Genomic DNA, 14,264 nt, shown 5'->3' on the forward strand with positions numbered 1-14,264 from the left:
AGAGCATGAGCATAATAAATATGGTTTATGTCTAAAAAAGCCCTTCGATATGAAGGGCTTGAGGTTTCAACTTAAATTAAGGCGATATGTTTTCTTAATCGAGCTGCGGACCTGCGGCAACCAGAGATTTACCTTCGTCGTTATCCGTGTATTGAGCAAAGTTCTTGATAAAGCGGTTGGCTAGATCTTCCGCTTTGCTGTCCCACTGTAGTGGATCGGTATACGTATCACGAGGGTCGAGAATGCCCGTATCCACACCTGGTAGCTCGGTTGGTACTTCTAGATTAAAGACAGGAACCTGCTTGGTTTCTACTTTATCAATTGAGCCATCAAGGATCGCATCAATGATGCCACGGGTATCTTGGATGGAGATACGTTTACCAGTGCCGTTCCAGCCTGTATTCACAAGATAAGCTTCTGCACCAGCAGCTTCCATGCGTTTCACCAGAACTTCCGCGTATTGTGTTGGGTGCAGAGTTAAGAAGGCGGCACCAAACGCTGCAGAGAAGGTTGGGGTTGGCTCAGTAATACCACGCTCAGTACCCGCTAGTTTTGCAGTGAAGCCAGATAAGAAGTGGTATTTGGTTTGCTCTGGCGTTAATTTAGACACGGGAGGTAAAACCCCAAACGCATCTGCTGTCAGGAAGATCACTTTCTTCGCATGACCACCTTTAGAGATTGGCTTCACAATGTTATCGATGTGATACAGCGGGTAAGAAACACGGGTATTTTCCGTTTTCGAACCATCATCAAAATCGATAGAGCCATTGTTATGAACCGTAACGTTTTCTAGCAGGGCATCACGACGGATGGCGTTGTAGATATCTGGTTCCGCTTCTTTAGACAGGCGAATGGTTTTGGCATAACAACCGCCTTCAAAGTTGAAGATACCGTCATCATCCCAACCGTGTTCATCATCACCAATCAGCTTACGCTTAGGATCGGTAGATAGGGTTGTTTTACCAGTACCAGATAAGCCAAAGAAGATAGCCACATCACCGTCTTCACCCACGTTAGCGGAACAGTGCATGGATGCGATGCCTTTGAGTGGCAGTAGGTAGTTCATGACCGCGAACATACCTTTTTTCATTTCACCGCCGTACCAAGTACCACCGATAATTTGAATGCGCTCGGTCAGGTTGAAAGCAACAAAGTTTTCAGAGTTTAAGCCTTGTTCTTTCCAATTTGGGTTTGTGGTTTTTGCACCGTTCATGACGACAAAATCTGGCTCAAAAGAGGCCAACTCTTCTTCTGTCGGGCGAATGAACATGTTTTTAACGAAATGCGCTTGCCATGCAACCTCAGTGATAATGCGCACACTTAAACGTGTGTCTGGGTTTGCACCACAAAAGCCATCAATAACATACAGGCGTTTACCAGATAATTGCTCAGTCACTAGAGACTTAAGATCAGTCCATACTTCTTGAGTAATTGGTTTGTTATCGTTTTTTCCTTGATCAGACCACCACAATGTATCGCGTGTGGTGTCATCTTTAACGATGTATTTATCTTTTGGTGAGCGGCCAGTGAAAATGCCAGTGTCAACGGCGACTGAACCCAGCTCCGTTACCACACCTCTTTCATAGCCTTCTAGGTCTGCGCGAGTCTCTTCGTGAAAAAGCTCTTCGTAGGTAGGGTTACGAAGAATAGCTTTTACATGACTAAGACCATAGTTAGACAGATCGATATTTTTATTATTATGTGCAACCTTTTTTTCTTCTACGTTCATGACGCTCATAGGTGCTCCTTAGGGGTAAGATGTAGTTTTACTGTCGACCATGCTAACAACCTGAATGGGGTAATTCAGGGATGTCAATCATAAAATAACCACAAAGTAGTAGTTGTTTTTCCATCTTGGTCACGTTAATGGGCACCTATTATTTTATCCTCATGTTAAACGATTGCGCTAGGTCTGGAAGATTAATACTTGTTCAAAATTAAGTGATGTGTTGCGTATCACAAAAGGGCGAAAAACGTGCTAGAGGTAGCAAAAAAATAGCCAGCAGATCGCTGGCTAAATAGACAAATTTACCGTCTTATTACAAACGGTGAATTAATGTAGAGTATTTGAATCTTTTGTCGCTTCTTCAAAGAGTTGAGCGACATCAACACTGTCGAAATCGTAAGAAGTACCACAATAATCACAGTGCAAAGAGACCTTACCGTCGTGCTTGATCATGTCATCAATTTCAGAGCGGGATACGGTAACAATTGCAGCGCCACTGCGCTCACGAGAACAGCCACAGAAGAACTCAACGGCTTGTGGTTCAAACAGTTGTACTGTCTCTTGGTTGTACAATCGGTAAAGTACATCGTTAGCAGATAAGCCGAATAGCTCTTCATTTTTTACTGTGTCGGTTAGCTGCTCTAAATGATCAAAATCATTTTCAGTGCCTGTGCCGTCTGGCATGACTTGCAGTAACATACCTGCCGCGTGTGGTTTGCCTTCAAACTCACCCAAGCGGAACCACAGACGAGTTCTTAGTTGCTCAGAACGCTCAAAGTAGGCTTCTAGGCACTGAGCCAAGTTATCACCTTCAAGGCCAACAACACCTTGGTAACGCTCACCTTCTTTTGGTGAAATAGTGATCACAAGGTGACCTTTGCCCATCATGTCATGCACAGTGGCATCGTCAGCAATGTCGCCATCCCAACGAGCTACACCACGTACTTTTTGATCGTGATCGCCATTGATGACAACCAAAGATACAGGGCCGTCGCCTTGCAGTTGAAGGGTAATAGATCCTTCAAACTTTAGTGTTGCTGTCAGTAATGTGGTTGCCACCAATAATTCACCAAGTAGGTTTTGTACCGCTACTGGGTATTCCTTGCTGGAAATAATTTGTTGATAGGTTTCGTCTAGTTGCACCAACTCACCACGAACGGATAAGTTTTCAAATAGATAGCGGTGCAAAGTATTGTTTGCCATGGGGAGTGCTCCAGCAAATGGTTATTGATGTTTAAACTTCATTATATCGCGTCGCTGCTTTTTATCAGGACGTTTTTCCGGACTTGGGCTTTGCAGTGCATTGAGCTTTCTCATCTGGCTGTTTTTTTCTCTTTGAGTTACGCTGTCGGGCGTTTCTGTATAAAGAGTTTGGGCTTCCGGTGCACCACGTCGTTGTGACGATATTTTCTCTATGATGATAGTGATTTCTTCGTTACTGCCTTGGCGTAAGCGTATTTCTGCGCCCACTTCGACCGCCTTACTTGGCTTCGAGCGTTGGCCATTATAATGGACCTTACCGCCATCAACCATACTGCGAGCAATGGAGCGGGTTTTATAAAATCGAGCCGCCCAGAGCCATTTATCAAGCCTTACTTGATTATCTGATTTTTTCTGTTGTGAACTCATGGTGTCTTTCCAAGTCAAATGGTTATCATCAGATGTATCATGCTCTGTGATATAAAGCATAAAATGGTGGTGAGGTGATGAAAATTCAAGCGCAGCAATGAATTTCCGATCCAGTAAAAGAATTTGTTTGGCGTAACAATAGCCTAAATGAATAAATTTCGTGATCTTGACTTGCTTATTCGTGCAAGATCACGATTAATAACTTATAAAATGACCCGGAACAGGTATTCTAACCAGTTCAGAAAACAATGATCACAACGGTGAATGGATAGCAATGGTTGCGAAAGTGAATATGATGACAACGCTGGGAAGACTTTCCGTCTCGCAACAGAAGTTAAGCCAAGTAACAGTGTTAATATTAGTGGCTTGGTTTGCTTGGGTATTAGGCAAATTGGTTTGGGCATTTTTCTCACCAGCGTCTGCGGTAGAACCTTGGCAACCTACCCGTCACGTTGTGAGTGCGTCTAAAGCTGAAAAAGACAATATTTCAGGTGTATTGCAAGCGAATGTGTTTGGCGTATATTCACCAGAAAAAAAGCAAGTCCAGCCTAAAGTAGTGGTACAAGAAGCCCCACAAACAAAATTAAATTTACTCTTGGCCGGTGTAGTGGCCAGCAGTGACAGCGCGAAAAGCTTAGCGGTAATTGCCAACCGAGGTAAACAAAATACGTACGGGGTAGGCGAAACTGTTGAAGGCACTCGGGCGACCTTAAAAGCGGTGTTTTATGATCGCGTGATCATTGAAAACAATGGCCGTGATGAAACCTTGATGCTGGAAGGCACGAAATACAGCAAACAGGTTCAACAAGTAAATAAACCTGCAACACAAGTACAAAGTACGATTGCAGGTAATAACAGTGGCTTGTCATCTGGTGATGAACAAGAGCTGAGTCAGATTCGTAAAGAAATCACTGAAAACCCTCAATCAGTGATGAAATACATCCGTTTGTCTCAAGTAAGTCGAGACGGCAATATTGTTGGTTATCGCGTTAGCCCAGGTAAAAACCGTCAGTTGTTTGAAGCGGTTGGGCTGGAAGCTGGCGATGTTGCCATCAGTTTGAATGGCGCTGATCTTACCAACCCGGCTGAGATGGGCAAAATCTGGAAAACCTTACCAGAGTTAACCGAATTAAATTTGACCGTTGAAAGAAACGGCCAGCTGCACGATGTCTATATTGGGTTCTAACCTCTCCGATAACATCAATAAGCCAAAGCGAAATCAGGAGTTTTTTGTGAAAAAATGGATGGGCAAAGGTGCCTTGTTGTTAGCGGGTGGGCTATTGTGGACATCTGCTGCCGCCAACGAGTTCAGTGCGAGTTTTAAGGGCACGGATATTCAAGAATTTATTAACATTGTTGGTCGAAATTTAGAAAAGACCATCATTGTTGACCCTGCGGTGCGTGGTAAGGTCGATGTACGTAGCTACGATCTATTAAACGATGAGCAATACTACCAATTCTTCTTAAATGTATTAGAAGTCTACGGGTTTGCTGTGGTTGAAATGGAGTCTGGCGTTTTAAAAATCATCAAAGATAAAGACGCCAAAACCTCTGCTATTCCTGTTGTCGGGGATAAAGAAGCCGTGAAAGGCGATGCGGTGATCACTCGTGTTGTGGCTGTACGTAATGTCTCTGTTCGTGAACTTTCCCCTTTACTGCGTCAGTTAAACGATAATGCGGGTGCAGGTAATGTTGTTCACTACGACCCTGCTAACATCATTATGATCACGGGTCGTGCTGCGGTGGTAAACCGTCTTGCTGAAATCATTGAACGTGTAGACCAAGCGGGTGATAAAGAAATTGAGGTTGTCGATCTCAGTAATGCTTCTGCGGCGGAAATGGTTCGTATTGTTGAAGCACTAAATAAGAGCACTGACACCAAAAATGTACCTGCATTCTTAAAACCGAAATTGGTGGCGGATGAGCGCACTAATTCCATTTTGATTTCAGGTGATCCTAAAGTGCGTCAGCGTTTGAAGCGCCTGATTCAGCAGCTTGATATTGAAATGGCGACTAAAGGCAACAACCGCGTTGTGTATTTGAAATACGCAAAAGCGGAAGAATTGGTGGATGTACTAAAAGGGGTATCAGATAACCTTCAGGCTGAGAAGCAAGGAGCAAGTAAAAAAGCGTCTGCTCAGCGTGGCGAAGTAATGATTGCAGCCCACCCAGATACGAATGCCCTCGTTGTGACTGCGCCGCCAGATATCATGCGTGCATTGGAAGATGTGATCGCTCAGCTTGATATTCGTCGTGCTCAGGTTCTGATTGAGGCATTAATTGTTGAGATGGCTGAGAGCGATGGTGTGAACCTAGGCGTTCAGTGGGGCTCTCTGGAAACGGGCGCTGTAATCCAGTATAGCAATACTGGTACGCCAATTGGCCAAGTGATGGTTGGCTTGGAAGAAGCAAAAGATACAACAGAGAAAACGCCAATTCGTGATAGTTCGACAGGTGCGATTAAGTATTATGAAGAAACAACGAAGCAAGGTGATTACTCAACTTTAGCATCAGCTCTAGGCGGTGTGAATGGCGCTGCATTGAGCCTTGTTATGGGTGACTGGACGGCGCTGATCAGTGCTGTTGCCAGTGACTCAAATTCCAACATCCTGTCGTCGCCGAGTATTACCGTTATGGATAATGGCGAAGCATCATTCATCGTAGGTGAAGAAGTTCCGGTTCTAACAGGTTCCTCTACAGGCTCTAATAACGACAACCCATTTAATACTGTTGAGCGTAAAGAAGTGGGTATCAAGCTGAAAGTGGTGCCTCAAATTAACGAGGGTGATTCCGTTCAGCTAGAGATTGAACAAGAAGTTTCTAACGTATTGGGCGCTAATGGTGCGGTGGACGTTCGTTTTGCAAAACGCCAGCTAAATACTTCCGTGATCATACAAGATGGCCAAATGCTAGCTCTGGGCGGCTTAGTTGATGAGCGCGCCCTTGAGAGTGAGTCAAAAATTCCATTATTGGGTGACATTCCGTTCTTAGGTCATTTATTTAAATCAACCAGTACTCAGGTTGAGAAGAAAAATCTGATGATCTTCATCAAGCCAACTATCATTCGTGATGGCGTGACGGCAGACGGCATCAGTCAGCGTAAGTACAATTACATTCGTGCTGAGCAGTTATTTAAAGCCGATCAGGGGCTGAAATTATTGCCTGATTCAGGTATTCCAGTTCTGCCAGAATTTGGTGAAGAGTTTTCACAGCATTCACCAGAGATTCGTGCTTTCCTTGAGCAACTGGAGAGCAAGTAATGAGTGATATCGCCTTAATGGACACCTCGTTTACCTATCGGTTGCCGTTTGCGTTCGCTAAGCGATATCAAGTGGTGCTGGAGCCGATTCAAGAAGGTGAGCGCTCCATCAATACAGAGTCGTGGGTGCTGTATTACGTGAATGCGTTATCAGCGCCAACATTGGCGGAAATTCGTCGTGTGTGCGGCAGTGCCTTTATGTTGGTGCAGCTGACAAGCGGTGATTTCGAAGCAAAGCTTACCGAAGCGTATCAGCGTGATTCGTCGGAAGCGCGCCAATTAATGGAAGACTTAGGCTCTGATAATGATGATTTCTTCTCGTTAGCCGAAGAACTGCCTGAAAACGAAGATTTATTAGAATCTGAAGATGATGCGCCAATCATCAAACTGATCAATGCCATGTTAGGGGAAGCGATCAAAGAAGGGGCATCGGATATTCACATCGAGACCTTCGAGAAAGTCTTGTCCATTCGATTCCGTGTTGATGGTGTTCTGCGTGATGTATTGCAGCCTAGCCGTAAATTGGCACCGTTGCTGGTGTCGCGTGTGAAGGTTATGGCGAAATTGGACATTGCAGAAAAACGTGTACCGCAAGATGGCCGAATTTCGTTGCGGATCGGTGGTCGTGCGGTGGATGTGCGTGTGTCGACCATGCCTTCTTCTCATGGTGAGCGGGTGGTAATGCGTTTATTAGACAAAAATGCCACGCGTCTCGACTTGCATAGTTTAGGGATGTCACCAACCAACCACGATAATTTCCGTCATATTATTGGCCGTCCTCATGGCATCATTTTGGTAACTGGCCCCACGGGTTCTGGTAAATCCACAACCTTGTACGCGGGGCTTCAGGAACTTAACAGCAACGAAAGCAATATCCTGACTGTTGAAGATCCGATTGAATTCGATATTGATGGAATAGGCCAAACGCAAGTTAACCCGAAAGTAGACATGACGTTTGCACGGGGGTTACGTGCCATCTTACGTCAAGACCCTGATGTCGTAATGATTGGTGAGATCCGTGATTTAGAAACGGCACAAATTGCCGTGCAGGCTTCTTTAACGGGTCACTTAGTGATGTCAACGTTACACACCAATACCGCTGTGGGTGCCATTACTCGTCTGCGCGATATGGGGATTGAGCCGTTCTTAATTTCTTCTTCGCTACTGGGTGTGTTGGCCCAGCGTCTTGTACGTACTTTATGCCAAGATTGTCGTCAGCCATATGAAGCCGATGCTCAGCAGAAAAAACTGTTTGGAATGGCGCCAGAAGAGTCGTTAACTCTGTATAAACCATCTGGGTGTGAGGCATGTAATAACAAAGGTTATCGCGGTCGTACTGGTATTCATGAATTGTTGCTGGTGGATGATCAAGTGCAAGAGCTGATCCACAGTGAAGCGGGCGAACAGGCGATTGAAAAGCAGGTTCGTGAAAGCACGCCAAGCATTCGGGAAGATGGCTTTATTAAAGTCAGACAAGGCATTACCACGCTTGAAGAAGTGATGCGAGTGACGAAGGAAGGCTAATTTCATGGCGGCATTTGAATACAAAGCACTGGATGCGAAAGGCAAACAGAAAAAAGGGGTACAGGAAGGAGATAATGCTCGTCAGGTACGCCAACGTTTAAAAGAGCAAGGTTTAATCCCTGTAGAGGTGATTGAAACTAAAGCGAAAGAGCGTAAAAAATCCAGCAGTACATTAAGTTTTAAACGTGGTATCAGCACTAACGAGCTGGCTTTGTTGACGCGTCAGCTTTCTACTTTGGTGCAAGCTTCTATGCCGCTGGAAGAATGTTTAAAAGCGGTTGCTGAGCAAAGTGATAAACCTCGTATTCGTAATATGATCATGGGAGTTCGCTCTCGGGTTGTGGAAGGTTATACCTTGTCCGATAGCCTTGCTGAGTACCCTCATATTTTTGATGAATTGTTTTGTGCCATGGTATCTGCTGGGGAGAAATCAGGCCATCTTGATACGGTGTTAAACCGCTTGGCTGATTACAGTGAAAATCGCCAACAGATGCGCAGCAAACTTCAGCAAGCCATGATTTACCCTATCATGCTGACTCTCATTGCGGTTAGTGTGGTGGCATTTTTGTTGGCAACAGTAGTACCGAAAATTGTGGAACAGTTTGTTCACATGGGGCAGGGCTTACCCCCTGTCACAGAAGTGCTATTAGCTGCCAGTAATTTTGTCCAAAATTGGGGGCTTGTGGTGGTTGCTCTGATCATTGGCCTGTTTATGATGTTGAAAATGGCATTGCAGCGCCCTGCTTTTCGATTGAACTGGGATCGAAAAATACTGTCTTTACCTGTGATCGGAAAAGTTGCTCGTGGTCTGAATACCTCTCGCTTTGCACGTACGCTCTCTATTTGTACTTCCAGCGCGATTCCTTTATTGGATGGTATGAAAGTCGCGGCAGACGTAATGAGCAATCAATGGGTAAAGCAGCAAGTGCTAGCGGCATCTGATCGTGTACGTGAAGGGGCAAGTTTAAAGGCGTCTTTAGATCAAACGAAACTGTTTCCTCCTATGATGCTGCACATGATTGCCAGTGGCGAACGCAGTGGTGAACTTGAGCAAATGTTAACCCGAGCGGCAGATAACCAAGACCGTGATTTTGAGTCTTTGGTGAACATGGCGTTAGGGATTTTTGAACCCTTATTAATTGTTGCTATGGCAGGTATTGTACTTTTCATCGTAGTAGCAACGTTAATGCCTATTATTGCGCTTAACAACATGGTTGGTTAATGTCTTACTCGGCAAATTAATCACAGATGAGTGACATGTTTTTTCAGAGGTGAATCTTTCATGCAAAAGGTACAAACAAAGCTAAATAAATCGCGTAAGCAGGGTGGTTTTACTCTGTTAGAAGTGATGGTTGTTATTGTGATTTTAGGGGTGCTGGCGAGCTTAGTTGTACCAAACCTACTTGGTAACAAAGAAAAAGCCGATCAGCAAAAAGCGGTAACAGACATTGTTGCTCTGGAAAATGCGTTGGATATGTACAAGCTAGATAACAGCGTGTACCCAACTACAGATCAAGGTTTAGATGCATTGGTTTCAAAACCAAGTTCTAGCCCTGAGCCTCGTAATTACCGTAATGATGGTTACATTAAGCGCCTGCCAAAAGACCCATGGGGTAATGATTACCAATACCTAAGCCCGGGTGATAACGGCACGATTGATATCTTTACATTAGGTGCTGATGGCCAAGAAGGCGGCGAAGGTGCAAGTGCTGATATCGGTAACTGGAATATGCAGGACTATCAATAAGTCATGAATATTCGACGTGGGGCAGGTTTTACCCTGATAGAGATAATGCTGGTGTTGGTTTTACTGTCTATGAGCGCCATTGCTGTGATAGTAAGCTTGCCGGAAAGTAAGTCTGATCAGGTTGAGAAGCAGGCCCTACGTTTTCATCAATTAGTGCAATTGCTAAATGAAGAAGCCTTGCTCAATGGCATTGATTACGGCGTTAGGGTTGATGAAAATCAGCGTCGTTACCAGTTTCTTAAACTCGAAGCCAGTGGGTGGAAGAAGGTTGAGCAAGGTCGCTTTTTTACCGAAGTGGCGCTAGAAGAAGATATAAGCATCGAATTAGAACTTGGTGGTGGTGCTTGGCAAGACAAAGATCGTTTATTTAAACCAGGCAGCTTGTTTGATGAAGACATGTTTGCTGAATTTGAAGATAAGAAAAAAGTGAAACCGCCACAAATCATGGTGCTTTCTAGCGGTGACATTTCACCGTTTACCCTTGTATTTGATGTACGTAATCCCAGCCGTTTGGGGCGTTCAGATCAAGAAGCTTGGAAAGTTCAGGCTCAGGAAAATGGCTTGATTCGATTGCTTCAACCAGGAGATGACGATGAAGCGAAGTAATCAAGGGATGACCTTATTGGAAGTATTGGTGGCCTTAGCCATTTTTGCTACCGCTGCATTAAGTGTTATGCGCTCTGTGACCCAGCATATCTCCACGTTAAGCTTTCTTGAAGAAAAAACCTTGGCTGCCATGGTTGTCGATAACCAAATGGCATTGGTCATGTTAGCTCCTGCTCCTACTACCACCAAAAAAGGCAAAACTGAGCTTGCGAATCAAACGTGGTATTGGAAAGTGGAGCCAATTAAAACCAGCAGTAACTTATTGCGCGCGGTCGATGTCAGTGTTGCGACAGATAAAGATCATAAGAATACCTTATTAACGGTGAGAAGCTATGTTGCGCCATAAACGTTCCCCCTCATCCATCAAAGGTTTCACACTGATTGAGGTGATGGTAGCCATTGCAGTGTTTGCCACATTAAGCATGTCAGCGTATCAGGTCTTGAATCAGGTTCAGCGCAGCAACATCCAATCTAATGAACGTTCTGCTCGGGTTCAACAACTGCAACGTGCCTTAGTTTTTATGGATAACGATTTTCGCCAAATGGCGGCTCGTCAATTCCGATCCAATGGGGAGGAGGCCGCGAAGAAATTATTGTATGCCGAAGAGTATTTATTGGATTCAGAGTCACAGGCCATAATGTTTGTGCGTTTAGGGTGGCAAAACCCTCAACAGCTTTATCCAAGGGGCGAGCTTAATAAAGTGGGCTATCGAGTCATAGAAGGCCAGCTTGAGCGAGTATGGTGGCGCTATCCAGATACGGTGACAGGGGATAAGCCAATTATTACTCCAGTGATTGATGAGGTGGAAGCTCTGAAGTTTCGTTTTTACGATGGTAAAAAATGGAGTGAAGCTTGGGATCAGGCCATGAAGCTACCCAGAGCAGTCGGCATGACCATCACTTTTAAAGATTATGGTGACATTGAGCGGATTTATTTAGTGGCTGAAAATACGCTTGAAGTTATTGTGCCAAAAGCAGAAAGTGACAAAGGCAGTAGCGATTCGCAGGGGCAATCATAATGAAGGCGCGTTATTTATCCTCCTTGAAAAAACAGAAAGGTGTTGCGCTTATTGTTGTGTTGCTATTGCTTGCCTTAATGACCGCAGTAGCCGCACAAATGTCTGAAAGGTTGTTTGTTCATTTTCATCGTGCTGAAAATCAGGTGAATCACCAGCAAGCGTATTGGTACAGTTTGGGGGTGGAGGCTTTAGCAAAAGTGGCCATCGAGCAAAGCTTAGAAGACAGCAAAACCGTAAATTTAAACCAAGCATGGGCAACGGAAGAGCAAGCTTATCCTTTGGATTATGGTGAAGCGATTGGTTCTGTGTACGATCGCCAAGCCTGTTTTAATATCAATGCATTATCGGCCATTAAAGCTAACCCTGATGTCAGTCAGCGGCCATTTTTGGTGCAATTTTGGCAACGTTTATTAGAAGAAGAAGGCGTTGATAACTATTTGACCGAAGTGATTGCCGATTCGAGTTGGGAATACGTTGATCCAAATACACAAACTGGTTCAATGATGGGGGTGGAAGACAGTACCTATGAGTCGTATCAGCCTGCTTATTTACCACCAAATGCTTGGTTAGCGGACAGCAGTGAAATACGTGCCATCAACGGTGTGTCAGGAGAAATCTTTGACAAGATAAAACCGTATGTTTGTGCATTGCCGACCTCAGATTGGTATTTGAATGTAAATACCTTAACGGTGGATCAAGCGCCTATTTTGGTTGCTCTATTTTCACCATCACTGGCATTAAGTAATGCAAAAGCCATATTAGAAGACAGACCCTATGATGGTTGGGCAACCGTGAATGATTTTCTTGCAGAATCGGCTATTTCAGCCATTGATAAAACAGTTAAAGACAAAGCAAAAGCCTATCTGGCCATAGACAGCCAATATTTTGAGTTGGATGCTCAGATTTTTGTGGAGCCATCACGCGTCAGGGTTCGAGCCCTGTTATACAGCAAAGACAAAAAAGAGGTGACGGTAGTGCGTCGCCGTTATGGAGGAATCAGTGAGCGAGTTTCTGACAATAAGGTTCAGTAGCCAGCTTTCAGAACCAGTGCAATGGCTTGTATGGTCAACAAGCCAAGAGGAAGTCATTGCATCGGGAGAGCTCACCAGCGCAGAGCAACTGGGTGATTTAACAAGCTATGCGGATCAGCGCCCTGTGTATGTGCTTATTCCAACTAGCGATGCATTGTTGACTCAAGTTGAAGTCCCACCAGGGGCCTCTCGTCAGCTACAGAATATGTTGCCCTTCCTGTTGGAAGATGAATTGGCACAAGATGTGGACGATTTACACATTTCTTTACTCAAGCAGGAAGGAAGTATCGCTCATGTGAGTGTGGTGGATAAACGCCGTTTTGAAGGGTGGCTTGAAGCGTGCCAGCAAGCAGGGCTTACGATCAAAAAAGTGCTGCCTGATAGCTTAGCGTTGCCATGGCAAGAAAAAGACATCGTAACCGCACAGTTAGGTTCGCAATGGTTGGTCCGTTCTGGTCCCTATGCTGGTGTGAGTGCGGAAGAAGCTTGGCTAGCGCCTTGGTTAACATCGTTATTAGCAAAGGCGAGCACGCAAGTTAGCGAAGAGGAAGAAAGTGAATCGGATGGTGAAGATGATAAGTCCGAGGAAACGGATCAGCTGCAGATTATCCGCAGTTTTTCTCCTGCACCAAGTATTTCAGACACGCCGCTTCCAGGGCAATGGCAGCAAGAACCGCCAGAGTTGGTGATGCAGTTGCTGGCCAAAGGTGCACAGTTAAGTAAAGTGAATTTACTTTCTGGCGAATACCGTCCGCAATCGTCGTGGTTGAAACATTGGAAAGTGTGGCAAAAATCCGCCGTTGCTGCCTGTTTAGTGCTCACGGTGTTAGTGGCTCAGCATATCATGTCGATTCAAGCGTTGGAGCAGCAAGGCAAAGAGTTACGCTCTGAAAGTGAGCGCATTTTCCGCGAAGTGTTTCCAAACAAGCGTAAGATTCCAACTGTCAGTTATTTAAAATCACAAATGCGCACAGAAGAAACCCGCCTGCAAGGGGGGGATTCTGGCACTGGTCTTTTAAATTGGTTGTCTGAATTACAGCCTCATTTAAAGCACGTTCCTCAAATCGCCATTAATGGCCTAAAGTATGACAGCAATCGTGGTGAATTAAGAATTCAAGCCAGCAGTGATGATTTCCAACCATTTGAAAAAATGCGCAGTAGCTTGTCGGAAAACTTTAATGTAGAGCAAGGCCAGCTGAATAAAAATGAAGACAAGGTTTACGGTGTGTTTGTATTACGGAGGAAATCATGATTTCGTGGTGGAATGGTTTAACAGGCCGTGAACAAAGGTTAGTGCTTGGCGGTGGTATTTCATTATTTATTGCCGTGTTGTACTGGGGAGTGTGGCAGCCATTATCAGACAAGTCGATTTTGGCTGAAAACCGAATTGTGAGTGAACGTCAGCTTCTGAACTGGGTAAAAGACAAAGCGGATGACATTACCACTTTGCGATCTTCGGGCAATGCTCCAGTCAATGCTGATCAAGCGTTAAACCGTGTGATCCCAACGAGTACCCGACGTTTTAAAATTGAGCTGATACGTATGCAGCCACGTGATGACATGATGCAAGTGTGGGTAAAGCCTTTACCATTTAATAGCTTAATTAATTGGTTAGCTTTCTTGCGAGACAATCATGGCATTCAGGTTGAGTTTATTGATATGAATAAAACTGATGTTGAAGGCATGGTTGAAGTGAACCGCCTGCAGTTAAGCCGAGGTTAAT

Annotated in this window: 14 protein-coding genes; 11 read left to right on the plus strand and 3 right to left on the minus strand. The window is 44.7% G+C overall.

All coding sequences use genetic code 11. The features are described from left to right. Positions 1-94: 94 nt before the first annotated feature. The 3 genes from pckA to hslR all read right to left on the minus strand — a co-directional run bounded on the left by pckA (position 95) and on the right by hslR (position 3,355). Positions 95-1,738: a phosphoenolpyruvate carboxykinase (ATP) gene (gene pckA, locus MHO82_RS07835; RefSeq protein WP_239183316.1), complete on the minus strand. Its 1,644-nt coding sequence runs from the start codon at positions 1,736-1,738 to the stop codon at positions 95-97. Positions 1,739-2,053: 315 nt separating this feature from the next. Beyond that, a complete protein-coding gene (gene hslO / locus MHO82_RS07840; protein ID WP_239183317.1) occupies positions 2,054-2,929 on the minus strand; it encodes an Hsp33 family molecular chaperone HslO in 876 nt (291 codons plus the stop codon). A 21-nt stretch (positions 2,930-2,950) separates the two neighbouring features. Then, positions 2,951-3,355, minus strand: coding sequence for a ribosome-associated heat shock protein Hsp15 (hslR, locus tag MHO82_RS07845; RefSeq protein WP_239183318.1), 405 nt, complete (start codon positions 3,353-3,355; stop codon positions 2,951-2,953). 274 nt (positions 3,356-3,629) lie between these two features. On the opposite strand from hslR, the gene gspC reads away from it, so the two are divergent. The 11 genes from gspC to MHO82_RS07900 are packed head-to-tail and all read left to right on the plus strand — an operon-like array spanning position 3,630 to position 14,263. Continuing rightward, positions 3,630-4,541, plus strand: a complete 912-nt coding sequence (gene gspC, locus MHO82_RS07850) for a type II secretion system protein GspC (protein WP_239183319.1) — start codon at positions 3,630-3,632, stop codon at positions 4,539-4,541. Between the two features lie 46 nt (positions 4,542-4,587). Beyond that, complete coding sequence (gspD, locus tag MHO82_RS07855) at positions 4,588-6,615, plus strand: type II secretion system secretin GspD (RefSeq protein ID WP_239183320.1); 2,028 nt, start codon at positions 4,588-4,590, stop codon at positions 6,613-6,615. Continuing rightward, a complete protein-coding gene (gspE, locus tag MHO82_RS07860) occupies positions 6,615-8,138 on the plus strand; it encodes a type II secretion system ATPase GspE (RefSeq protein ID WP_239183321.1) in 1,524 nt (507 codons plus the stop codon). Before gspD ends, gspE begins: the two co-directional genes overlap by 1 nt. A 4-nt stretch (positions 8,139-8,142) precedes the next feature. Further along, on the plus strand, positions 8,143-9,360 hold the full coding sequence (gene gspF, locus MHO82_RS07865; RefSeq protein ID WP_239183322.1) for a type II secretion system inner membrane protein GspF: 1,218 nt from the start codon (positions 8,143-8,145) through the stop codon (positions 9,358-9,360). A gap of 60 nt (positions 9,361-9,420) precedes the next feature. Continuing rightward, positions 9,421-9,885 carry a type II secretion system major pseudopilin GspG gene (gene gspG, locus MHO82_RS07870; protein WP_239183323.1) on the plus strand — a complete coding sequence of 155 codons (465 nt, stop codon included), beginning with the start codon at positions 9,421-9,423 and terminating at the stop codon, positions 9,883-9,885. A gap of 3 nt (positions 9,886-9,888) precedes the next feature. Next, positions 9,889-10,491, plus strand: coding sequence for a type II secretion system minor pseudopilin GspH (gspH, locus tag MHO82_RS07875; RefSeq protein WP_239183324.1), 603 nt, complete (start codon positions 9,889-9,891; stop codon positions 10,489-10,491). Then, positions 10,478-10,837: a type II secretion system minor pseudopilin GspI gene (gspI, locus tag MHO82_RS07880; protein WP_239183325.1), complete on the plus strand. Its 360-nt coding sequence runs from the start codon at positions 10,478-10,480 to the stop codon at positions 10,835-10,837. Before gspH ends, gspI begins: the two co-directional genes overlap by 14 nt. Then, positions 10,824-11,510, plus strand: a complete 687-nt coding sequence (gene gspJ, locus MHO82_RS07885) for a type II secretion system minor pseudopilin GspJ (RefSeq protein ID WP_239183326.1) — start codon at positions 10,824-10,826, stop codon at positions 11,508-11,510. The genes gspI and gspJ overlap by 14 nt, the downstream gene beginning before the upstream one ends. Beyond that, positions 11,510-12,541, plus strand: a complete 1,032-nt coding sequence (gene gspK, locus MHO82_RS07890; RefSeq protein ID WP_239183327.1) for a type II secretion system minor pseudopilin GspK — start codon at positions 11,510-11,512, stop codon at positions 12,539-12,541. Before gspJ ends, gspK begins: the two co-directional genes overlap by 1 nt. Further along, the gene (gene gspL / locus MHO82_RS07895) at positions 12,510-13,793 is read left to right on the plus strand and encodes a type II secretion system protein GspL (RefSeq protein ID WP_239183328.1); all 1,284 of its coding nucleotides are present in this window, start codon (positions 12,510-12,512) and stop codon (positions 13,791-13,793) included. Before gspK ends, gspL begins: the two co-directional genes overlap by 32 nt. After that, positions 13,790-14,263: a type II secretion system protein M gene (locus MHO82_RS07900; RefSeq protein WP_239183329.1), complete on the plus strand. Its 474-nt coding sequence runs from the start codon at positions 13,790-13,792 to the stop codon at positions 14,261-14,263. The genes gspL and MHO82_RS07900 overlap by 4 nt, the downstream gene beginning before the upstream one ends. Position 14,264: the final 1 nt, after the last annotated feature.

The sequence above is a fragment of the Vibrio sp. Of7-15 genome, assembly GCF_022347565.1.
Lineage (GTDB): Bacteria > Pseudomonadota > Gammaproteobacteria > Enterobacterales > Vibrionaceae > NORP241.